At 68.4% G+C, this 20,981-nt stretch carries 17 protein-coding genes and 1 tRNA gene; 12 read left to right on the top strand and 6 right to left on the bottom strand.

The window, feature by feature from the left end:
- Positions 1-87 precede the first annotated feature (87 nt).
- Genes BM355_RS07785 through BM355_RS07775 form a run of 3 tightly spaced genes read left to right on the top strand, consistent with a single transcriptional unit; the run spans position 88 to position 3,658 of the window.
- Positions 88-1,887: a circularly permuted type 2 ATP-grasp protein gene (locus tag BM355_RS07785; RefSeq protein ID WP_091696924.1), complete on the top strand. Its 1,800-nt coding sequence runs from the start codon at positions 88-90 to the stop codon at positions 1,885-1,887.
- A complete protein-coding gene (locus BM355_RS07780; protein WP_091696922.1) occupies positions 1,881-2,804 on the top strand; it encodes an alpha-E domain-containing protein in 924 nt (307 codons plus the stop codon). The genes BM355_RS07785 and BM355_RS07780 overlap by 7 nt, the downstream gene beginning before the upstream one ends.
- On the top strand, positions 2,801-3,658 hold the full coding sequence (locus BM355_RS07775; RefSeq protein WP_091696919.1) for a transglutaminase family protein: 858 nt from the start codon (positions 2,801-2,803) through the stop codon (positions 3,656-3,658). The genes BM355_RS07780 and BM355_RS07775 overlap by 4 nt, the downstream gene beginning before the upstream one ends.
- A 31-nt stretch (positions 3,659-3,689) precedes the next feature.
- On the opposite strand, the gene glgC is transcribed toward BM355_RS07775, so the two are convergent.
- Positions 3,690-4,934 carry a glucose-1-phosphate adenylyltransferase gene (glgC, locus tag BM355_RS07770; RefSeq protein ID WP_091696916.1) on the bottom strand — a complete coding sequence of 415 codons (1,245 nt, stop codon included), beginning with the start codon at positions 4,932-4,934 and terminating at the stop codon, positions 3,690-3,692.
- Between the two features lie 80 nt (positions 4,935-5,014).
- Here glgC and glgA point away from each other — a divergent pair, with 80 nt between their 5' ends.
- Positions 5,015-6,223: a glycogen synthase gene (gene glgA, locus BM355_RS07765; RefSeq protein WP_091696914.1), complete on the top strand. Its 1,209-nt coding sequence runs from the start codon at positions 5,015-5,017 to the stop codon at positions 6,221-6,223.
- A 104-nt stretch (positions 6,224-6,327) separates the two neighbouring features.
- Here the strand turns inward: glgA and BM355_RS07760 are convergent, their stop codons facing one another.
- Both BM355_RS07760 and BM355_RS07755 read right to left on the bottom strand, forming a co-directional pair.
- Positions 6,328-8,478 carry an acyl-CoA dehydrogenase family protein gene (locus BM355_RS07760; RefSeq protein WP_091696911.1) on the bottom strand — a complete coding sequence of 717 codons (2,151 nt, stop codon included), beginning with the start codon at positions 8,476-8,478 and terminating at the stop codon, positions 6,328-6,330.
- Positions 8,475-9,242, bottom strand: coding sequence for a TetR/AcrR family transcriptional regulator (locus tag BM355_RS07755; RefSeq protein WP_091696909.1), 768 nt, complete (start codon positions 9,240-9,242; stop codon positions 8,475-8,477). Before BM355_RS07755 ends, BM355_RS07760 begins: the two co-directional genes overlap by 4 nt.
- A gap of 97 nt (positions 9,243-9,339) precedes the next feature.
- Here BM355_RS07755 and BM355_RS07750 point away from each other — a divergent pair, with 97 nt between their 5' ends.
- The 3 genes from BM355_RS07750 (at position 9,340) to BM355_RS07740 (ending at position 12,989) form a co-directional block, all read left to right on the top strand.
- Positions 9,340-10,683 carry an acetyl-CoA C-acetyltransferase gene (locus BM355_RS07750; RefSeq protein WP_091696906.1) on the top strand — a complete coding sequence of 448 codons (1,344 nt, stop codon included), beginning with the start codon at positions 9,340-9,342 and terminating at the stop codon, positions 10,681-10,683.
- Positions 10,684-10,744: 61 nt separating this feature from the next.
- Positions 10,745-12,097, top strand: coding sequence for a 3-oxoacyl-ACP reductase (locus BM355_RS07745; RefSeq protein ID WP_091696904.1), 1,353 nt, complete (start codon positions 10,745-10,747; stop codon positions 12,095-12,097).
- 16 nt (positions 12,098-12,113) lie between these two features.
- The gene (locus BM355_RS07740) at positions 12,114-12,989 is read left to right on the top strand and encodes a MaoC/PaaZ C-terminal domain-containing protein (RefSeq protein ID WP_177227889.1); all 876 of its coding nucleotides are present in this window, start codon (positions 12,114-12,116) and stop codon (positions 12,987-12,989) included.
- Here BM355_RS07740 and BM355_RS07735 read toward each other — a convergent pair.
- Both BM355_RS07735 and malQ read right to left on the bottom strand, forming a co-directional pair.
- Entirely contained in the window at positions 12,958-14,262 is a 1,305-nt protein-coding gene (locus BM355_RS07735; RefSeq protein ID WP_091696898.1) for a glycosyltransferase, read from the bottom strand. The two genes, BM355_RS07740 and BM355_RS07735, sit on opposite strands and share 32 nt — an antisense overlap.
- A 12-nt stretch (positions 14,263-14,274) precedes the next feature.
- On the bottom strand, positions 14,275-16,494 hold the full coding sequence (gene malQ / locus BM355_RS07730) for a 4-alpha-glucanotransferase (RefSeq protein WP_218154325.1): 2,220 nt from the start codon (positions 16,492-16,494) through the stop codon (positions 14,275-14,277).
- A gap of 259 nt (positions 16,495-16,753) precedes the next feature.
- Here malQ and BM355_RS07725 point away from each other — a divergent pair.
- The 3 genes from BM355_RS07725 (at position 16,754) to BM355_RS07715 (ending at position 19,428) form a co-directional block, all read left to right on the top strand.
- Positions 16,754-16,837, top strand: a tRNA-Leu gene (locus tag BM355_RS07725).
- Between the two features lie 72 nt (positions 16,838-16,909).
- Positions 16,910-18,259, top strand: a complete 1,350-nt coding sequence (locus BM355_RS07720; protein ID WP_091696896.1) for a M20/M25/M40 family metallo-hydrolase — start codon at positions 16,910-16,912, stop codon at positions 18,257-18,259.
- Positions 18,256-19,428: an acyl-CoA dehydrogenase family protein gene (locus BM355_RS07715; protein ID WP_091696893.1), complete on the top strand. Its 1,173-nt coding sequence runs from the start codon at positions 18,256-18,258 to the stop codon at positions 19,426-19,428. Before BM355_RS07720 ends, BM355_RS07715 begins: the two co-directional genes overlap by 4 nt.
- A gap of 17 nt (positions 19,429-19,445) precedes the next feature.
- Here BM355_RS07715 and BM355_RS07710 read toward each other — a convergent pair whose 3' ends face one another.
- Positions 19,446-19,679: a DUF5703 family protein gene (locus BM355_RS07710; protein WP_091696891.1), complete on the bottom strand. Its 234-nt coding sequence runs from the start codon at positions 19,677-19,679 to the stop codon at positions 19,446-19,448.
- A 52-nt stretch (positions 19,680-19,731) separates the two neighbouring features.
- Here BM355_RS07710 and BM355_RS07705 point away from each other — a divergent pair, with 52 nt between their 5' ends.
- Positions 19,732-20,022 (top strand): hypothetical protein, encoded by a 291-nt coding sequence (locus tag BM355_RS07705; protein WP_091696889.1) that lies wholly within the window; start codon positions 19,732-19,734, stop codon positions 20,020-20,022.
- Positions 20,023-20,131: 109 nt separating this feature from the next.
- Entirely contained in the window at positions 20,132-20,965 is an 834-nt protein-coding gene (locus BM355_RS07700) for an undecaprenyl-diphosphate phosphatase (RefSeq protein ID WP_091696887.1), read from the top strand.
- Positions 20,966-20,981 lie beyond the last annotated feature (16 nt).

Below are 20,981 nucleotides of genomic sequence, written 5' to 3'. Positions count from 1 at the left end.
CCGCCGGAGGTCGGCCAACGGCGCCTGGCTGGGCCGGTTCTGGACATCATGCGGGGTTTCGGGGCGGTCCGTGGAAAACTGGAGTGCATGTCAGACCTCTTCGACGGCTATGCCGCAGCGCTGGACCGCAGCACCGCGTGGGATGAGATGTTCTCGCCCGGGTTGACCCTGCGGGAGGACTACCGGCCCGTGGAGCAGGCCCTGCGCACCCTCTCCTTGACGGATGTGACCGCTCGGGCCGAGTCCATGGCCCGGACCTTCCTGGACCGTGGGGTGACCTTCGACTATGCCGGTGAGGAACGCGCCTGGCCACTGGACATCGTGCCGCGGGTGATCCCGGCGGATGACTGGGACGTGCTCGAGCGCGGCGTCACCCAGCGGGTGCGGACGCTGGAGGCGTTCCTGGACGATGTCTATGACCAGATGAGCGTGGTGAAGGACGGCGTGGTCCCGCGCTCCCTGATCACCACCTCGGAGCACTTCCACCGGGCAGTGCACGGGTTCCGTCCCGCCGGCGGTGTGCGCGTGCACATCTCCGGGATCGACGTGGTCCGGGACGCTGAGGGCACCTTCCGGGTGCTGGAGGACAACGTCCGTGTCCCTTCGGGCGTGTCCTATGTGCTGGAGAACCGCCGGGCCATGTCCAAGGGTCTGCCGGAGGCGATCGGCTCGGTGAACGTGCGCCCCGTGGAGGAGTACCCGCGCCGGCTGCTGGCCGCCCTGCGCAAGTCGGCTCCGTCCAATGTGGAGAACCCGGTGGTGGTGGTCCTGACGCCAGGCGTGTTCAACTCCGCCTACTTCGAGCACGCCCTGCTGGCCGGGCTGATGGGCGTGGAGCTGGTGGAGGGCCGAGACCTGGTGACGCGAGGGAACAAGGTCTACATGCGCACCACGGACGGCGAGCAGCGCGTGGACGTGATCTACAAGCGAATCGACGACGAGTTCCTGGACCCCATGCACTTCCGGTCCGACTCCGTGCTGGGCTGCCCCGGCATCATCAACGCCGCCCGAGCCGGCAACGTCACCATCGCCAACGCCGTGGGCAACGGTGTGGCCGATGACAAGCTCGTCTACACCTACATGCCTGACCTGGTGCGTTACTACCTGGGCGAAGAGCCGATCGTGGCCAATGTGGACACCTACCGCCTGGAGGAGCGCGAGGCCCGCGAGGAGGTGATGGACCGGCTCGACGAGCTCGTGGTCAAGCCCGTGGACGGCTCTGGCGGCAAGGGACTGGTGATCGGCCCGGACGCCTCGCCAGCAGAGCTGGAGGAGCTGCGCCGCAAGGTGTTGGCCGATCCGCGCGGCTGGATCGCCCAGCCGGTGCTGCAGCTCTCCACGGTCCCCACCCTGGCGGGTGGACAGTTCAGTCCCCGCCACGTGGACCTGCGTCCGTTCGCGGTCAACGACGGCGAAGACGTCTGGGTGCTTCCCGGCGGACTGACCCGCGTGGCTCTGAAGGAGGGGTCGCTGATCGTGAACTCCTCCCAGGGCGGCGGCTCCAAGGACACCTGGGTGATCGCCGACCCGCAGGCGGCCGTCGGCCCGCAGCCCGAGCCCACCCCCGAGCCGCAGATCCATGTGGTCGGCAACGACTGGGAGCTGGAGTCCCAGCAGAGCCCCGTGGATGAGGTGGGTCAGAGCGCCGAGACCGATGAGGACGCGCTGCAGCTCCCGGAGGTCCCGTCCTCGGCGGACCGGCAGGGCCCGACGACGGCCACCGCCTCCTCCTACCGGCGCCCCCCACGCGGTGGTCGCCAACAGCAGCAGCAGGGCCGCCGCGGCCAGCACCAGTCCCAGGGCGAACAGCAGCAGCAGTTCCGTCAGGCCGGTGCCCCTGTCCAGCCCTGCACCGACACCACCGCAGAGGGGGAGCGCTCATGCTGAGCCGCATCGCCGAATCCCTGTTCTGGATCGGCCGGTATGTCGAGCGTGCCGACGGCACCGCCCGCATCCTGGACGTCCACCTGGAACGACTCAACGGAGCCAGCCTGGCCGAGCAGGAACAGGTCACCGGGGACCTGCTCGCGGTGATGGGCGTGCCCCCGCAGGAGGAGAACTCCCTGAACTCGCTGCTGGACACTCTCGCCTACAACCGAGTGGCCGCCCATTCGATCTCCGGTGCACTGGGAGCGGCGCGCGAGAACGCCCGCCGCGCCCGAGAGACGGTCTCCTCCAGCCTCTGGGAGGCGCTGAACACCACCTGGTACGGGCTGGGCCAGCACCGCAAGGACATGGTGGGCACCTACCGGTTCTGCCACTGGGTGCTCGAACGCACCGCCATGATCCGTGGTCTGACCGACTCCACCATGAGCCATGACGAAGCCTGGCTGTTCCTGGAGCTGGGCCGATCCCTGGAACGGGCGGACAACACCGCGCGGATGATGCTCACCCGGGAGTCCGAGACCCTGGGCCTGTCCTGGGTGAACATGCTGCGCTGCGCCGGAGCCTACGAGTCCTTCCTGCGCACCCAGCGCTCCTCCGTGGCCGAGGACCACGCCGCGGAGTTCCTCCTGTTGGACCGGCTCTTCCCGCGCTCGGTCCTGCGGGCCCTGCAGGACGCCGAGGACGCCCTGATGGCCCTGGACCCGTCCTATCAGCGGGTGGGGTTCATGGACGATGCCCGCCGGCTGGTGGGGGACATGCGCTCCTCCCTGGAGTACTCCACGCCGGACACGCTGGAGGAGAACCTCCCGGTGTACCTGCACCAGGTGCAGGAGACCTGTGCGCGGGCCTCCGAGGCCATCACCCACAAGTACTTTTCCCGGGGACAGGAACTGTCCTGGGTCGGAGAGGTGTCATGAGTCGTCTCTACATTTCCCACCGCACGCGGTACGACTACAACAACCGCGTCTCCACCTCCTACAACGAGGCACGGATGACCCCGCTGACCGATGCCTCCCAGGTCACCCTGGAGTCCTCCATCACCATCACTCCCCAGCAGGCCACCGCCATGGCGTACCGGGACTACTGGGGATCGCGCGTGAGCACCTTCGACATCCACGTCCCGCATGACGCCATGGAGGTGCTGGCCACCGCCACGGTGGAGGTCCACCGCTCACCGGAGGACCCCTTCGGCGAGGACGCCGGGGAGGTGGTCACCTGGGAGCAGTTGGAGTCGATGGAGACCATCCATGAGTTCTCCGACTTCCTGCCTCAGACCCGGCTGTCCACCCTGACCGAGGAGGGTGCCGAGCAGGTCCGGCGGCTGCGGACCGGGGACCCGAACTCCTCGGCCAAGGCCATCATCGACTGGCTGGCCTCGACCATGACCTACCAGCCGGGTGTCACCTCCGTCCAGTTCGGTGCCGCTGAGGCACTGACCAGTGGTCAGGGGGTGTGCCAGGACCTGGCGCACATCGGCATCGGGGCCCTGCGCACGCTGGGGATCCCGGCCCGGTACGTCTCCGGGTACATCCACCCGCGTCCGGATGCCCCGCTGCGGGAGAAGGTGGCCGGCCAGTCCCACGCCTGGCTCGAGTGGTGGGACGGCTCCTGGCACAGCTGGGATCCCACCAACCACAAGCCGGCCGGAGACCTGCACGTGCTGGTGGGGCGCGGCCGCGACTACCGGGACGTGACCCCGCTGAAGGGGATCGTCTCCGGCGGCGGGGGATCGGCTCTGAACGTCGAGGTCCTGATCACCCGGTACGCCTGAGGCCAGCCGCCCCGGGTGATCAGGACGCAGGTCACCCCAGGGGCGGCACGAACTGGCCCTTGGAGACCACGGTGAGCCCGGACTCTGTCACCGTGTAGCCGCGGGCCTCGTCTTCGGCCCGGTCCAGGCCGATCCGCACGCCTTCCGGGATCACCACGTTCTTGTCGATGATCGCGTTGCGCACATGGGCGCCTTCACCGACCACCACGCCGTCCAGCAGCACGGACTGCTCCACCCACGCCTCGTTGAGCACCCTCACGTCCGTGGAGACCACGGACTGGGCCACGGTGCCGCCAGAGACCACCACACCCTGGGAGAGCATGGAGTCCACGGCGGTGCCCGGTCGCTTGGTGGCCGAGCGCACGAGCTTGGCCGGGGGAGAGATCGACTGGCGGGTGAAGATCGGCCAGTCCGAGTTGTACAGGTTGAAGTCCGGCCAGGGCTTCACCAGATCCATATGGGCGTCATAGTAGGAGTCCAGGGTGCCCACGTCACGCCAGTAGTGCGTGGCCCCGGACTCACCGGGCACCTCATTGGTGGTGAAGTCATAGACCCCGCACTGACCGAGTTCGGTGAAGTAGGGGACGATGTCGCCACCCATGTCATGGTCGGTGTCCTCCATCTGGGCGTCCTTGTTCAAGGCCTCGATCAACGCGTCGGCGGTGAAGACGTAGTTGCCCATGGAGGCCAGGAACTGTCCTGGGTCGTCCGGCAGGCCCTGGGTCGTCGGCGGCTTCTCCACGAAACGGGCGATCCGGGACGGGTCATCCTCGCGGGTCTCGATCACGCCGAACGAGGGGGCCAGCTCCAGCGGCTGACGCACGGCCGCCACGGTGGCGGCGGCGCCGGAGGCCACGTGGTGGTCCACCATCTGGTGGAAGTCCATCCGGTAGACGTGGTCGGCGCCGATGACCACCACGATGTCCGGACGGGCGTCGTGGATCAGGTTCATCGACTGGTAGATCGCGTTCGCGCTGCCCAGGAACCACTCCTTGCCGCGCCGCTGCTGCGCCGGCACGGAGGCCACGTAGTTCTGGAGCAGGGTGGACATCCGCCAGGTCTCAGAGATGTGGCGGTCCAGGGAGTGCGACTTGTACTGGGTGAGGACCACGACCTTCAGGTACCGGGAGTTCACCAGGTTGGACAGGGCGAAGTCGATCAGCCGGTAGGACCCGGCGAACGGAACAGCCGGTTTGGCCCGATCTGCCGTCAGCGGCATCAGCCGCTTTCCCTCGCCACCGGCCAGCACCACGGCCAGCACCTTCTTCTGCGCCATCTGATGGACCCCGCTTCATCGTCGGTGTGATCTTCCCTTCACACTATCGGCCCGGCGCGGCACTGCACTACGTTGGAGTCGTGCGGATCGACATTGTGACCAAGGAATTCCCCCCGACCATCTACGGCGGAGCGGGGGTCCACGTGGCCGAGCTCTCCCGGGTGCTCGCCTCCCGAGTGGAGCTGCGCGTCCACGCGTTCGGGGCTGACCGAGAGCCCGACTATGAGGGCGCCCGCGTCACCGGACACGAGGTGCCCGGCGGACTGGAGGACGCCAACGCCGCCGTGCAGACCCTGGGCACGGATCTGGGCATCCTGCAGGAGCTGGCCGGCACCGATCTGATCCACTCCCATACCTGGTACGCCAACATGGCCGGCCACTGGGGATCGCTGCTGCACGGCGTCCCACACATCCTCTCGGCACACTCCCTGGAGCCGCTGCGCCCGTGGAAGGCCGAACAGCTGGGGGGCGGGTACCGGATCTCGTCCTGGGCCGAGGCCACGGCCTATGACTCCGCCGCCGCGGTGATCGCCGTGTCGGCGGGGATGCGTCAGGACATCCTCACCGCCTATCCGGACGTGGACCCCGGCAAGGTCCAAGTGGTCCACAACGGCATCGACACGGCGCTCTGGACCCCGGCCACCGAGGAGTCGGACGCGCAGATTCTGCGCGGCCACGGCATCGACCCGGACCAGCCCACGGTGGCCTTCATCGGCCGCATCACCCGCCAGAAGGGGGTGCCCTACCTGCTGCGCGCCGCCGCCGAGCTGGATCCGGACGTGCAGCTGGTGCTCTGTGTCGGTGCCCCGGACACCCCGGAGCTGGCCGCCGAGGTCTCCGATCTGATCGCCGGGCTGCAGGCCAACCGAGACGGCGTGATCGTCATCGAAGGCATGCTGCCACGCCGGGACGTGATGGCCGTGCTCTCCCACGCCACGGTCTTCGCCTGCCCCTCCATCTACGAGCCCCTGGGCATCGTGAACCTGGAGGCCATGGCCTGCGGCACCGCTGTGGTCGCCTCCGCCACCGGCGGCATCCCCGAGGTGGTCCAGAACGGCCAGACCGGGCTGCTGGTCCAGCTCGACCAGGTCTCCGACGGCACCGGCACCCCGGTGGATGAGACCCGCTTCGTCCAGGACTTCGCCGCCGCCCTGACCTCGGTCCTGTCCGATCCGGAGCGCGCCGCGCAGATGGGCCGAGCCGGACGCCAGCGGGCCATCGACCACTTCTCCTGGGACTCGATCGCCGATCGCACCCTGGAGGTCTACCGCTCCGTGCTGGAGTCCTGACCTCCCACCCACGCCACCACGACGTCGGCCCCTCACCATCAGCGAGAAGGTGAGGGGCCGACGTCGTGAACGGGACCTGCGGTCCCTGTCCAGAGGACCCGGGGCTACTTCTGGGCGGCCCGGTCGGCCTTCTTCTTCCGGGCGTGCAGGACCTTCTCATCCACGGGAGCGTCCTGGGAGGCACGCAGTCGACGGTAGTACTCGGCGGCCTCGTTCTGGCGCTGGGCCTCGTCCTGGGTGGCGATGTCCATGCGGATGTGCTCAGGCTCGTAGCCGAAGGCGTCCACCAGGTCCTGGGCATGCGGACGGAGGCGGTAGGCCAGGCGGTTGATGTACTGCCGCAGAGTCCGTGCGCGCTGGGTGGAGACGCGGCCGTTCTCCACGAACCAGCCCAGGTCGTCCTCGATCAGGCGCAGTGCGAACAGATCGCGCAGCCAGGTCATCACCTGACGGGTGTGCTCGTCGGTGATCTTCTCCAGAGCCCGCGTGAACGACTCCCACTGCAGCAGCTCACCGTGATTGCGGGCGGCGTCGATCAGCTCGGTCTGGTTGCGGTTGAACACGGCCGCCTGTTCGGCCTGGCTCTTCTTGGCGGCGGGCATCAGGGCCTGGGCGACCTTGGCGGTCTTGGTCCGGACCCGGTCCTCGAGCAGGCTGCGCTGCACCTCCTCCTCCTTGAACCAGTTCGCGCTCTTGCGCTCCGAGCCGGCGTCCTGCACCGCCTGGACCACCCGCCGCAGTCCCGAGCGGTGGACCATGGCCTCCGTGGCGTGGCCGGCCACGTAGCGGGACATGGTGCCCACCGAGAAGTCCTTGAACTCGTTGGAGTAGTCGGTCAGCAGACGCTTGCCCACCAGCTGCAGCAGGATGTTGTTGTCACCTTCGAAGGTGGTGTAGATGTCCAGGTCGGCGCGCAGGGAGGCGAAGCGGTTCTTGGCCATGAACCCGGCGCCGCCGCAGGCCTCACGGCACTCCTGCAGGGTGTCCAGTCCGTTCCAGGTCACCAGCGGCTTGATGGCTGCCGCCAGGGTCTCCAGCTCCTGACGGTCGTCATCGGTGTCCTCGGTGCCGGAGAACACGGCGTCGAACTTCTCCAGCAGCTCATTGGAGGCGAAGCTGTCCGCATAGGTGCGGGCCAGTCGGTCGATCAGTCGCCGATGATGCAGCTGATAGTCCATCAGCACCTCCTCGTGGGTGTCCGAGGTGGCGTTGAACTGGCGGCGCTGGTTGCCGTAGGTGATGGCACCCTTCAGAGCCAGGGCGGAGGCTGCGGCCGAGGCCAGGGACAAGGAGACGCGCCCCTGCACCAGGGTGCCCAGCATCGTGAAGAACCGGCGGCCGGGGGAGGCGATCGGGGACGTGTAGACCCCGTTCTCGTCCACATCGCCATAGCGGTTGAGCAGGTTCGTGCGCGGGATCCGCACCCGGGTGAAGTGCAGTCGACCGTTGTCGATGCCGTTCAGACCGCCCTTGAGTCCGTCGTCCTCGCCGCCGATCCCGGGGAGAAACTCGCCGTCCTCGGAGCGGATCGGCACGAAGAAGCAGTGCACGCCGTGGTTGACGCCCTGGGTAATCAGCTGGGCGAACACCACGGCGGCCTTGCCGTGGAGCGCGGCGTTGCCCAGGTAGTCCTTCCAGGCGGCCTTGAACGGCGTGTGGATCTCGAACTCGTCGTCCTCGGGGATGTAGGTGGCGGTGGTGCCGAGCGAGGCGACGTCCGAGCCGTGGCCGATCTCGGTCATCGCGTACACCCCCGGCAGCTTCAGGCTCAGGATGTCCGGCAGCCAGGCGTCATGGTGCCGCTCGGTGCCCAGGTTCAGCACGGCGGAGCCGAACAGTCCCCACTGCACTCCCGACTTGATCTGCAGTGAGGGGTCAGCGGTGACCAGCTCCGTGAACATGGCGATGTTGCCGCCGAAGTTGCTCTCGCCGCCGAACTTCTCCGGGAAGGCCTTGTTGACCGCGCCGGTGTCCACCAGGATCTGCAGCTGACCCAGCACGCGTTCGCGGTGCTCGGCCATGGACAGTCCCTCGATCTTGTGCAGATCCGGGTTCTTCACGTTCTCCCGTGCGGTGCGCCGCTCGGCGGACCACCGGCCCAGCAGCAGCTCCTGCACGGTGTCCAGGTCCAGCCCGCCCGGCTCGATCGGCTCGGGCGCCGAGGAGGTCATGGGGGCGTCCACCAGGTCGGCGTCGGCCAGCGGGGGAACAGTCCCGCCGCCGGTCAGGTCGGTGGTCTCAGAGGTCGTGGTCATGATGACTCCTGTCGGGTCGTGGAGGTGGAGGTGGAAGGGGAATCGGTAGGGGGCTGGAGCGGGCCCAGCCCGGCCAGGCCATCGGTCAGCCAGGTGGTCAGGGTTCGGGCCATGCGCTGTGCGCTCGGTCTGGGGGCCCCGGTGGGGGTGGCCAGCCAGGCCTCGCCCGTGGCGCGCACCATCCCGATGGCACCCATCGGCCAGTACCAGGCGCTTGAGTCCGGTCCCGGTTCACGGCCGATCTGACGCAGGTGGTCTCGATAGTGACGGTCCATCACCGATCCGATCCGGGTGAAGAACCCCTGGATGGGCGGTGGCCCGGACGAACCGGCATGGGGAGCGGTGCGGCTGGGCTCCTCCGAGGGCAGTCGCGTGGCAAAGACGTAGACGTTCGGCGAGGACTCCGCCAGGCGCAGATAAGCCTCGACCATGTTGTACAGCCCCTCCAGGGCGTGGGCCGAGGCGTCGACGGCCGAGAGCAGCTCGCGTTCCAGGTACTGGATCGACCGCTCTCCGACAGCTCTCTGGAGTCCGTTCTTGTCTCCGAAGTACCGGTAGAAGACCGACTTGGAGGTGCCGGCATGCACGGCGATCTCCTCCATGGAGGCATCAGGACCCAATTCGTGCACCGCAGCTCGGGTCGCGCGGATCAGCTGGGTCCGGCGCTGCTGCCGGTGCTCGTCCCACCGGGTGCTGCGACCATCGGCGGTGGCAGCTGACGGGGTGTGCCCCCGTCCGGGAGGCACAGCAGATGATGTGTTCACGGGACTGAGCGTATCAGGTACTGTGGGTCTCAGAAACGGTCGAGCACCTCCGCCTCACCGTGCACTCAGCGCCGAACGACCCTGGAAGGGACCCGTCATGACCTCTGCGTCCTCGAACACCTCGAAGAACTCCCCGAAGGCCGCCATCGCTGGCGGCGAGCTGCGACCCGCGGTGATCGTCGGCGGCAACCGCACGCCCTTCGTGCGTTCACACGGCAAGTACGCCACCGCCTCGAACAAGGACCTGCTGACCGCCACCCTGGACGGTCTGGTGGCCCGCTTCGGACTGCAGGGCGAGCAGATCGGTGAGGTCGCCGCCGGCGCCGTCATCAAGCACTCCAAGGACTTCAACCTGACTCGCGAGGCCGTCCTGGGCACCGCCCTGGATCCTCGCACCCCAGCCCACGAGGTCCAGATCGCCTGCGCCACCGGCATGGAGGCCATCGGCGGCCTGGCCAACAAGATCCGCCTCGGACAGCTGGACTCGGCCATCGGCGGCGGAGTGGACAGCATCTCCGATGCACCCCTCGTGTTCTCCGACGCCGCCCGCGCAGTGCTGATGGAGCTCAACCGAGCCAAGTCCACCAAGGCCAAGCTCACCGCCCTGTCCAAGTTCCGTCCGGGGCATCTGGCTCCGCAGGCACCTGGCACCGGTGAGCCTCGAACCGGCATGTCCATGGGCGACCACCAGGCCCGCACCACGCTGAAGTGGGAGATCACCCGCGAGGCCCAGGATCAGCTGGCCCTGGACAGCCACAAGAACCTGGCCGCCGCCTACGACCGGGGCTTCTTCGACGACCTGATCACGCCGTTCCGCGGCGTGAGCAGGGACAACAACCTGCGCCCGGACTCCACTCTGGAGAAGCTCGGCTCCCTCAAGCCCGCCTTCGGCAAGGATCTGGGCGAGAAGGCCACCATGACTGCCGGCAACTCCACGCCGCTGACCGACGGTGCCTCTGTCGTGCTGCTGGGCTCCGAGGAGTGGGCCAGCGAGCGTGGACTGCCGGTCCTGGCGGAGTTCGTGGACTTCGAGACCGGTGCCGTGGACTTCGTGGACGGCGATGAGGGCCTGTTGATGGCACCGGCCTACGCGCTGCCTCGACTGCTGGAGCGCCAGGGCATGAGCCTGCAGGACTTCGACTACTACGAGATCCACGAGGCCTTCGCTGGCACCGTGCTCTCCACTCTGAAGGCCTGGGAGGACGAGGAGTTCTGCCGCACCCGTCTCGGACTGGACGCACCGCTGGGATCGATCGACCGCGCCAAGCTCAATGTCAACGGCTCCTCGCTGGCCGCCGGGCACCCCTTCGCCGCCACCGGTGGCCGCATCGTGGCCTCGCTGGCCAAGATGCTGCATGAGAAGGGGACCGGATCCCTGGGCCTGATCTCCGTCTGCGCCGCCGGCGGACAGGGCATCGTGGCCATCCTGCGTGGCCGCTGAGCCCCAGGTCCGGCACCGATCCTCCACCTGAACTGCACCTCACCCACAGGAGAGACACCCCGTGAGCACTGACACCTACACCGCCCTGGTGAACCAGCCCCTGGGCAAGAAGATCGCGGCAGCCCTCGGGCTCCCGCAGCCGGTCGAGCTGCGTCGGCATACACCTGGCCAGCCCCTCCTGGATGGGCTGGCACTGGTCTTGGGCAGCGGTCCCGCCGCCCAACAGGTGGCCGACCAGCTGCTGGACTGGGGAGTGGATGTCCGCCGGCATGCCGGAGCCAAGGACCGCTTCGCCGCCGTGGTGGCCTGCTTCGACGCGGTCCAGACCCCGGCTGACCTCTCGGACACGGCACTGGAGGTCGGACAGGTGATGCGGCAGCTGGGGTCCTCGGCGCGCGTGATCACCGTCTCCGCGGATCCCTCCGACGCCACGGATCCTGCGGCCCGTTCGGCACGCAAGGGGGTCGAAGGACTGACCCGTTCGCTGGCCCATGAGATGCGTCGTGGCGGCACCGCCAACGGACTGGTCCTCGCCGGAGGAACTGAGATGTCCGCACCCGGCGCCGTCGGTGCCCTGCGCTTCCTGCTCTCGGCCCGCAGCGCCTTCGTCTCCGGACAGTTCCTGACGGTCGGGACCTCCGAGGGTGCGTTGCCTCAGGACTGGGACCGGCCGCTGGCCGGCAAGGTCGCCGTGGTGACCGGCGCCGCCCGCGGCATCGGTGAGGCCATCGCCCGCACCCTGCACCGGGACGGGGCCACCGTGGTCGGTGTGGACGTGCCGGCGGCCGGTGAGCAGCTGGCCGCAGTGGTCAACTCCATTCACGGCACCAGCCTCCAGCTCGACATCACCGCACCCGATGCCGGAGCACGGATCCTGGAGCACTGCCGGACCCGCCACGGTCGAATGGACCTGGTGGTCCACAACGCCGGCATCACCCGGGACAAGATGCTGGCCAATATGGACGCCGCCCGCTGGGACTCGGTCATCGCCGTGAACATCGAGTCTCAGCTGGCCATGAACCAGGCATTCCTGGCCGACCAGGCTCGAGACGTCGTGGGTGATCACCTGCGCATCGTCTCCCTGGCCTCGACCTCCGGCATCGCGGGCAACCGTGGCCAGACCAACTACGCGGCCTCCAAGGCCGGCGTGATCGGCATGGCCTCGGCCTCAGCCGAGCTGCTGGCCGAGCGCGGCGGCACCATCAACGCGGTCGCTCCGGGCTTCATCGAGACCGAGATGACCGGGAAGATGCCGTTCCTGACCCGTGAGGTCGCACGGCGGATGAACTCGCTGTCCCAGGGCGGACGTCCGGTGGATGTAGCTGAGGCGATCTCCTTCCTCGGTTCGGATGCCGCCGGCGGCACCAACGGAACCGTGCTGCGGGTCTGCGGCCAGGGAATCATGGGGGCCTGAGATGGAACGTGAACAGATGACCCCACTGATCACCACCTACCGCTCGGCCGTGACCCAGACGGTCCGTGACGCTGTGACCAGGCGGCGTCGTCCCCGGCAGCTGCCCGGCCATGCCGTGGTGGTCCACGGGCACCGGATCTCCCAGAACCAGGTGGAGGACTATGCACAGCTCTTCGGGGCAGTGGATCCTCAGGACCTGCCCTCGGTGCTCGTCCACGTCGCGGCGTTCCCGGCCGCCATGGAGCTGATGGCCGAGCCGGACTTCCCGTTGCCGCTGATGGGCATGGTCCATCTGGAGAACCGCGTCCAGCATCACCTGCCGGTGCCTGCTGAGACCGATCTGGAGATCATGGCCACGGCCACCGACCTGGCCGCACACCCTTCTGGGACCACGGTGGATCTGGTGGTCACCGTGCACCGCAGCGCCGACGAAGGGTCGGAGACGCAGCTGCTGTGGGAGGGCACCTCCACCTATCTGGCCAAGGGGGTCCGGCTGCAGGACGCTGAACGGCCCCCGAAGGCGGCTCACCCGGACTTCACCCCACCCGAGGTCACCGCGCAGTGGCGACTCTCCGGGTCCACCGGGCGAGAGTATGCCGCTGTCTCCGGAGACTACAACCCGATCCACCTGCATCCCCTGACGGCCAAGGCCTTGGGAATGAAGGGGATGATCGCTCACGGGATGTACCTGGCCGGACGCATGCTGGCCGGCCGAGAGCCAGTCGGCGCCGGACACTCTTGGTCGATCAGCTTCGCCACGCCCGTGGTGCTGCCCGGCACGGTGCAGGTCAGCTATGCGCACCCGGACGCTCAGCGCACGGAGGTCACGGGGTGGAACGGCCGCAGCTCCAAGCCGCACTTCACCGGTGTGCTGGAGATTCCGGTCCGCTGATCCGACCGTAGAGTCCGGACATGGTCCGGGCCATCACGTCCCACCCGAACAGCTGGGCCCGGCGCGCGGCCGCCGGGCCCAGTGCTGTCCAGGGAGCCAGGTCTTCGAGGATGTCGTTCAATGCCGCTGTCCACGTGGCGGGTTCCAGATCCGGCAGCAGACGCCCGGTCACTCCGTCCTCCACGGCGTGGACCAGTCCGCCGACCCGATGCGCCAGCACCGGGGTCCCGCACGCCTGGGCCTCCAGGGCGACCAGGCCGAACGACTCCGAGTGGCTGGGCATCAGCACAGCGTCGGCTGCCCGGAAGGCGGCCGCCAGCTGGACGGGGGAGAGCGGGTCCGAGACGGTCACCCAGTCCTCCACCCCGGATCGACGCGCCAGGTCCACCAGGTCCAGGGCCTCTGATCCCGACCGAGCACCTGTCAGGTGCAGCGTCACCGGGGCAGCGGCACCGTCGGAACCGTTCGGCTTGACGGTCCGCCGCAGGCCGCCCAACGCCGCGATGGCCACGTGGGGCCCCTTGTGGGACTGGATGCGCCCCGCGAACAGCAGCTTCACCGCAGCCTGCTTCCCTGGCCAGTCGGAGGCTCCCTCGGGGGTGAACACGTGGGTGTCCACGCCCGGGGGCACCACGGCGATCCGATCCTCGGGCGCCCCGGCCAGCTCGATCAGCTGCTGCCGTTCCACCGGGGTGTTGGCCACCAGGAGGTCAGCGGTCCGCGCCAAACGTGCCTCCGCCGGCTCTCGGGCCTCACTCTCTTGTGCCGCCGGGTCCTGGGCCAGCTTCACGGCGGCCAGGGTGTGCATGGTGTGGATCAACGGCGCGTCCAGCTGGCGGGCCAGCTTCGCTCCGGTCAGACCGGAGAGCCAGTAGTGGGAGTGCACGACGACGGGCCGTCCGCTCTCCCACGCTCCGGCACGTTCCAGCTCGGTGAGTCCGGCTTCGGCGAACGCGTCGATCCAGGGCAGCAGATCGTCCTTGTCCACCGGTGAGGGCGGTCCTGCCGGGACGGGAAGCACCCAGGCGAGGGAGCCGTCGTCGGGATGGTCTGCTGCCGCGGTGAGCGGCACCGGGACCTGGCCCGGGGCGTCCTGCCGGGTGAGCACCCAGACGGGGTGACCCAGGTCGGCCAGGCCTTGCGCCAGATGCCGCACGTAGACGTTCAGTCCGCCGGCATCACCGCTGCCGGGCTGGGCCAGGGGAGAGGTGTGCAGGCACACCATCACCACAGCAGGCAGCCGGTCAGCTCCCTGGCGGAACTCAGCGGTCATCGGTCAAGGCCGTCATCCGGCTGAGGGCTGACGCAGCTGATCGTCCACAGCGTGGAGCAGTCGCGCGAAGCCGGGGACCTCGTCCAGGCGATCCACCAGCACCGGCGCGCCCTGACGATCGGCCAACGGCACCTCCCAGTTGGGGTACTGGTGCTGCTGGGTGCCGGGCTGGTTCTGGATCCGCACCTCACCGACGGCGTCGACCAGCGCCACCGCCTGCAGCACGGACGGCGCCTGCGCCAGATAGCGGTACAGCGCCTCGACGATCCGATCAGGGTCCCGCTCCGCCAGCTCCAGCAGGTCCTGCAGCGAGCCGTGGGGCAGGAACCCTTCCTGCTGCGCGGCCTGCAGGTACACGCCGATCTCCCGATCCGCACGTTCCCGCTCAGCCTCTGCGCTGCCCGCCAGCAGTCCCAGGCGTTCCCTGAGCACCAGATGCACACCGGCCAAGTAGCCTGCAGTGGGGGGGAGGTCATGGGTGTTCACGGCCGCCAGACACTGACGGCGGTACTGCTCCGGTGGGAGAGGGACGCCGTCGCGCTGCTCGAACCAGAGGATCGACGTGCCCAACAGACCCCGGCTGGCCAGATAGTCCTGGACCCACGGCTCGAAGGTGCCCAGGTCCTCGCCCACCACGACGGCGCCGGCCCGCTCGGCCTCCAACGCCAGCACACCGATCATGGCCTCATGGTCGTAGGTGACGTAGGCACCGTCAGTCGGGGATCCGCCCACAGGCAGCCACCACAGGCGGAACAGGCCCAGGACGTGGTCGACCCGAATGCCACCGGCGTGGCGCAGCACCGTGCGCAGCATGTCCCGGTAGGCGCGGTAGCCGGTTTCGGCCAGACGGATCGGATGCCACGGGGACTGGGACCAGTCCTGGCCCAGTTGGTTGTACATGTCCGGTGGCGCCCCCACCGACATGGTGGGGACCAACAGGTCCTGGAGCATCCAGCCGTCGGCATTGTTGCGGTCAGCACCCACGGCCAGGTCCTGCATGATGCCCATGCGCATCCCGGCGGTGACAGCAGTGCGCTGAGCCGCTTCCAGCTGCTGATCGCACAGCCACTGGAGCCAGGTGTGGAACTCGATCTCCTCGGCCAACTCGGCACGGTACCGCTCGGCTGTGGCTCCGCCGGGGACCAGCTCCGGATCGGACCACACCGGGTGCACGGGATCGAAGACCGTCCGAAGGGCGCACCAGAGGGCGAAGTCCGCCAGGCCGGACCCTTCAGCCTCGCGGTAGGCACGGTAGGCGGATCGGCGAGCGGGGCTGAGCTGGACGCCGTGGATCAGCCGCAGGGCCACCAGCTTGTCCGCATAGGCAGCGTCTCGGTCCAGCGAACCCGTCCGGGTGTTGGCGAAGCGCTGATGGACTGCCAGATCCTCCACACGCTGACGATCAGCGGGGCCGAGATGGGCCAGCTCCGGGATGTCCTCGATGCGCAGATACAGAGGGTGCACGAACCGCCGCGTGGACGGCGAGTACGGAGAAGCCACCACCGGCGGGGCTGGCACGGAGGCATGCAGCGGATTGGAGAGAACAAAGTCCCCGCCCTGTTCGGCCGTCTGCGCGGCCAGATCGGCCAGATCGGCCAGGTCTCCGATGCCCCAGGACCGCGTGGAACGGGTGGAGTAGAGCTGCAGGGCCAATCCCCAACCGCGACGCTGCGCGTAGGTGTCGGCGGTGGTGATCCGCTCCGGCGTGGTGATCAGGGTCGCCTGGTGCGCCGAGCCCAGCGCAGGGTCCGCATCGGTGCGACCGTCGACGTCGTGGCCGACCACGGCCTCGAGTGTGTGCCACCCCAGGGGCAGCTCTGCCGGCAGGCGGAATGTGGCCTGCCCGGTGAGGGTGCCGTCCACCTCGACGGGAGCGGTGAAGTCCTCGAGCTGGTCCAGCGGCCACCGGTCGCCGTTCTCCAGCACCGCCGTCACCGTCACGGCGGTGCCGTGGGGAACATGCACCGAGACCGAGGACGTGGTGCCGGCCCGGGTGATGACGGTCGGAGGAAGCACCTGGCGCCAGGGAACCAGACGACGCTGCGCCTCAGCCTGATGAAGGGACTCCGGATCTGCGGGGTCCACCGGGCAGTCCAGGGCCGCTAGCACCGCCACGAGCGTCTCATCTGAGACGGTGTGACGCAGGCCGTCATGTCCCTGGTAGGAGACCTGGATGCCGTGCGCCTCCGCAACGCGGTGCAGCAGCCGGCGGTCGTCGGGCAGATCAGACATGTAGGCGGTCCTCGTCTCACAGGTCGGTCGCAGCGGGTCAGTGCAGCACAGGGCATCGGACACCAAGCGGTGCCCAGGGACGCTCAGCTGCATCTCGTCGATTATTGCAGGGCAGGGCCCTGGTCGTCGGTCAGGACGCCGCCCGGTGGAGAGGCAGAGACCGTGTTCGAGCGGGCAGTTCGGAGTGGACAGAGAGGCTCAGGAGTCGTGTTAGGCTAGTGGGCGCTGCCTGAGCCGGAAACGACGAGGCAGACCGTGAGCGCGGGTGGCGGAATTGGCAGACGCGCAGCGTTGAGGTCGCTGTGCCCGCAAGGGCGTGGGGGTTCAAGTCCCCCTCCGCGCACGGAATTCGAAAGGCCCCGGACCTGAGTGTCCGGGGCCTTCTCGTGTCTGAGGTGATGGCTAGGCTGGCATCATGAGTGCCGACGAGCGTTCCCTGCCCACCTCCGCCGCTGACGATGCCGCGCCCAGCCCGTACCGCGATGACGTGGTGCGGATCTGTCAGGACCTGATCCGCATCGACACCTCGAACTACGGGGGCAATGAGTCCCGAGGGGAACCTGAGGCCGCCGAGTACTGTGCCGATCTGATGCGCCGGGCGGGGATGGAGCCGGAGATCATCGAGTCGGCTCGGGGTCGCGCCAGCGTGATCGGACGAGTCGTCGGCTGGGACGCTGACGCACCGGCGCTGGTGCTGCACGGGCATCTGGACGTCGTCCCGGCCGACCCTGATGAATGGTCGGTGGACCCCTTCGGCGCCGAGCTGAAGGACGGGATGATCTGGGGTCGCGGAGCGGTGGACATGAAGGGCATGGATGCCATGATCCTGACCGTCCTCGGGCACCTCCACCGGTCAGGCCAGCGTCCCCGGCGGGATCTGATCGTGGCGTTCTTCTCCGACGAGGAGGCCGGCGGCATCTATGGCGCTCGATGGCTGGTGGAGAACCGCCCCGAGCTGTTCGAGGGCGCCACGGAGGCCATCAGCGAGGTCGGGGGATTCTCCACGGAGATCCAGGGCCAGCGAGCCTATCTTCTCCAGACCGCCGAGAAGGGGCTGGCCTGGTTGAACCTGACGGCCACGGGCGCACCGGGCCACGGTTCGGCGGTCCACCCGGACAATGCCGTCACCCGCTTGGCCGGGGCCATCCAGCGGATCGGGGCCCACGAATGGCCGCTGGACTACACCAAGACCACACGGGACCTGCTGGAGCAGGTGGCCGAGCTCTGTGGCGTCGAGTTCGACGAGACCGATCCCACGCCTCAGCTGGAGGCCCTGGGCAATGCCGCCAAGTTCGTCGGCTCCACCCTGCGCAACAGCACCAACCCCACCGGTCTGACTGCCGGGTACAAGCACAACGTCATCCCGGGCAAGGCCTCGGCCACCGTGGACGCCCGCATTCTGCCCGGACAGGAGGATCATGTCCTGCAGATCCTCAGGGAGCTGGCCGGTGACGGAGTCGACTTCACCCCCGAGCATCAGGACATCTCCCTGGAGGTGCCCTTCTCCGGTGACCTCGTGGACCTGATGGTCTCTGCGGTGCAGGCTGAGGATCCCGGTGCGCCGGTGCTGCCGTTCATGATGTCCGGCGGAACGGACAACAAGTCGCTGTCCCGCCTGGGCATCACCGGCTACGGATTCGCGCCCCTTCAGCTGCCGGCCGACCTGGACTTCACCGGCCTGTTCCACGGGATCGACGAACGTGTCCCCGTCGAGGCACTGGACTTCGGTTGCCGCGTGCTCGCTCGACTCCTGGAGGCCCGATGACCACCCGTCCCCACGCCAGCGCTGATCTCTCCTCGGTGCTCACCCCGGCACTGCTGGAGTCCCTGCGCGACCGGGCAGCCACACTGGACCAGTCGAACAGCTTCCCGCACCAGGACCTGCAGGACCTGGCCCGGGCCGGGTATCTCGGCGCCCTGGCTCCCCGGGAGCTGGGAGGCCTGGGCTGGGACCTGAGCGACGTCGTCGGGGGGCAGCGTCTGGTGGCCCAGCACGCGCCGGCCACCGCGCTGGCCGTGAACATGCACCACGTGTGGAACGGTGTCGCCTCGATCCTGGCCGCCCACGGGGATGACTCCCTCGAGTTCATCCACCGCGAGTCGGCCGCCGGGGAGATCTTCGCCTTCGGCATCTCCGAGGCCGGCAACGACGCCGTGCTCTTCGACTCTGGAACAGTGGCGGAACCGCTGCAGACCGGCGGGTACCGCTTCACCGGGACGAAGATCTTCACCACCCTCTCGCCCGTGTGGACGCGGTTGGGCGTGTTCGGCAAGACCCCGGACGGCGCGCAGCTGGTGTTCGGGTTCCTGGACCGGGCGTCGGCAGGCTGGAGCGCGGACGACTCGTCCTGGGACATGCTCGGCATGCGGGCCACCCACTCCCACACCACCCGCCTGGAGGGGGCTGTGGTGCCCGCTGACCGGATCGTGCGACGCATCCCCGCAGGGCCCAACGCGGATCCGCTGACCTTCGGGATCTTCGCCTCGTTCCTGACCCTGATCGCCGCCGTCTACACCGGCGTGGGGGAGCGGGCCGCACAGCTGGGCGCCGAGGCGCTGGCCCGCCGGACCTCTCGAGTGACGGGACAGCCGCTCAGCCATGACCCGGTGCTGCGCTACAAGGCCGGGGAGGCGACCCTGCGGGGAATCACCCAGGACACGCTGCTGCGGTCGGTCGTGGCGGACATCGTGGCCGGAGCCGACTGGGGGCCGGAGTGGTTCCCCCGGCTGGTGGCCACCAAGACCCAGGCGGTGCGGACGGCCAAGGCCCAGGTGGACTATGCGCTGGAGGCCTCGGGCGGTGCCGGGTTCCACCGCGCCGCGGAGATCACTCGGCTCTACCGGGACGTGATGGCCGGGGTCTTCCACCCCTCAGACGATGAATCGGCCCACAACACCTTCGCCAACCTAGCGTTGGGGCCGCTGACCAGCTGATTCCCGACGACGGCCGGTCAGCTCAGCGTGGATCTCACCCGGATGATGCGCCGGCGCATCCAGAACCGGCGCATCCCGCCGCGGTAGACGATGGAGCGCTGCAGCTCCCATTTGCCGTACTCGGCATGCTCCACGAGCCGGCGACGTGCCTGCGCCAGGGACTCATCCGGGGAGACGGTGATCACCAGGTACTCCCAGTTCTGACGGTGGGTGATGGAGTCCAGGGTGCTGGACATGGTCTGCTCGCGCATCGGTCTCCTCTCCGCAGGTGCCGTCGTGGCAGATTGAGGCTACCGTGTGAGCATGAGCATCGATCCGCGCGTGGCCCTGGAGGCCTTCGTATCAGCCCTGCATGAGCACCTCGCCGCCGCCAGCACCAAGCGCAGCGATGACGATCCTGCGTTGGAGTCGGCGTACTTCAACATCGCCGATGCCTTCGACGCCTACGAGGACGCGCTGTACGCCGCCACCGGTGAGTACACTCCGCTCGACGTCCTGGACGACGATGACGAGGACGACGACCTCGACGGCGATGACAGCGAGGACTCAGATGACGACGAGGAGTTCGACACTGCCGACTCCTCGGACCGCTGAGGCCTGATCCGGCGGAGTCGCCCGTGCTCCGCGTGCGCTCCGTCACCTCTGGCCGTGGCGAGCACAGTGATGCTCCAGAGCGCTCCTCCCGTGCCGTAAGGTGCTGGACGTGAACTGGTTAGAGTCGATCATCCTGGGCCTGGTGCAGGGCCTGACGGAATTCCTCCCCATCTCGTCCTCCGCGCACCTGAGGATCGTCGGCGAGTTCCTGCCGAATGCGGCAGACCCGGGAGCGGCTTTCACGGCCATCACCCAGATCGGCACCGAGCTGGCCGTGCTGATCTTCTTCTGGAAGGACATCGTCCGGATCATCTCACGGTGGTTCGGCTCACTGGTCGGCAAGGTCGCCCGGAACGATCCCGATGCCCGCATGGGCTGGCTGATCATCATCGGCTCCATCCCGATCGCCGTGCTCGGGCTGCTGCTGGAGGACTACATCGACTCCTCCTTCCGGTCCCTGTGGATCGTGGCCACCATGCTGATCGTCTTCGGCGTGCTCCTGGCGGCCGCGGACACCCTGGGCCGGCAGGTCAAACCACTCGAGAAGCTCTCCGTCAAGGACGGCATCCTCTTCGGGCTGGCCCAGGCCCTGGCCCTGATTCCTGGCGTCTCCCGCTCCGGCGGCACCATCACCATGGGCCTGGCCCTGGGATACACCCGTGAGGCCGCCACCCGATATGCCTTCCTGCTGGCCGTCCCCGCGGTCTTCGCCTCCGGGTTCTACAAGCTCTTCAAGTCCCTGGCCGAGCCCGGCGCGCAGGGCCCCTACGGCATGGGCGAGACGCTGCTGGCCACGGGCATCGCCTTCGTCACCGCCTATGTGGTGATCGGCTGGCTGATGCGCTTCATCTCCACGAACTCCTACAAGCCGTTCGTCTGGTATCGGATCGGGCTGGGTCTGGCCCTGTACCTGCTGCTCGGCTTCGGCGTCATCAGCGCCTGACCCTCCCACACAGCAA

The sequence above is a fragment of the Micrococcus terreus genome, assembly GCF_900116905.1.
Lineage (GTDB): Bacteria > Actinomycetota > Actinomycetes > Actinomycetales > Micrococcaceae > Citricoccus > Citricoccus terreus.
This window is presented reverse-complemented; position numbering and strand designations above follow the sequence as displayed.

What these genes read in the sequence shown, in the direction of transcription:
- malQ (WP_218154325.1), bottom strand. Translation starts at nt 16,494, where the DNA reads ATGTCTGATCTGCCCGACGACCGCCGGCTGCTGCACCGCGTTGCGGAG.
- BM355_RS07785 (WP_091696924.1), top strand. Translation starts at nt 88, where the DNA reads ATGTCAGACCTCTTCGACGGCTATGCCGCAGCGCTGGACCGCAGCACC.
- glgC (WP_091696916.1), bottom strand. Translation starts at nt 4,934, where the DNA reads ATGGCGCAGAAGAAGGTGCTGGCCGTGGTGCTGGCCGGTGGCGAGGGA.
- BM355_RS07710 (WP_091696891.1), bottom strand. Translation starts at nt 19,679, where the DNA reads ATGCGCGAGCAGACCATGTCCAGCACCCTGGACTCCATCACCCACCGT.
- BM355_RS07750 (WP_091696906.1), top strand. Translation starts at nt 9,340, where the DNA reads ATGACCTCTGCGTCCTCGAACACCTCGAAGAACTCCCCGAAGGCCGCC.
- BM355_RS07780 (WP_091696922.1), top strand. Translation starts at nt 1,881, where the DNA reads ATGCTGAGCCGCATCGCCGAATCCCTGTTCTGGATCGGCCGGTATGTC.
- BM355_RS07760 (WP_091696911.1), bottom strand. Translation starts at nt 8,478, where the DNA reads ATGACCACGACCTCTGAGACCACCGACCTGACCGGCGGCGGGACTGTT.
- BM355_RS07740 (WP_177227889.1), top strand. Translation starts at nt 12,114, where the DNA reads ATGACCCCACTGATCACCACCTACCGCTCGGCCGTGACCCAGACGGTC.
- BM355_RS07735 (WP_091696898.1), bottom strand. Translation starts at nt 14,262, where the DNA reads ATGACCGCTGAGTTCCGCCAGGGAGCTGACCGGCTGCCTGCTGTGGTG.
- BM355_RS07705 (WP_091696889.1), top strand. Translation starts at nt 19,732, where the DNA reads ATGAGCATCGATCCGCGCGTGGCCCTGGAGGCCTTCGTATCAGCCCTG.
- BM355_RS07720 (WP_091696896.1), top strand. Translation starts at nt 16,910, where the DNA reads ATGAGTGCCGACGAGCGTTCCCTGCCCACCTCCGCCGCTGACGATGCC.
- BM355_RS07775 (WP_091696919.1), top strand. Translation starts at nt 2,801, where the DNA reads ATGAGTCGTCTCTACATTTCCCACCGCACGCGGTACGACTACAACAAC.
- BM355_RS07715 (WP_091696893.1), top strand. Translation starts at nt 18,256, where the DNA reads ATGACCACCCGTCCCCACGCCAGCGCTGATCTCTCCTCGGTGCTCACC.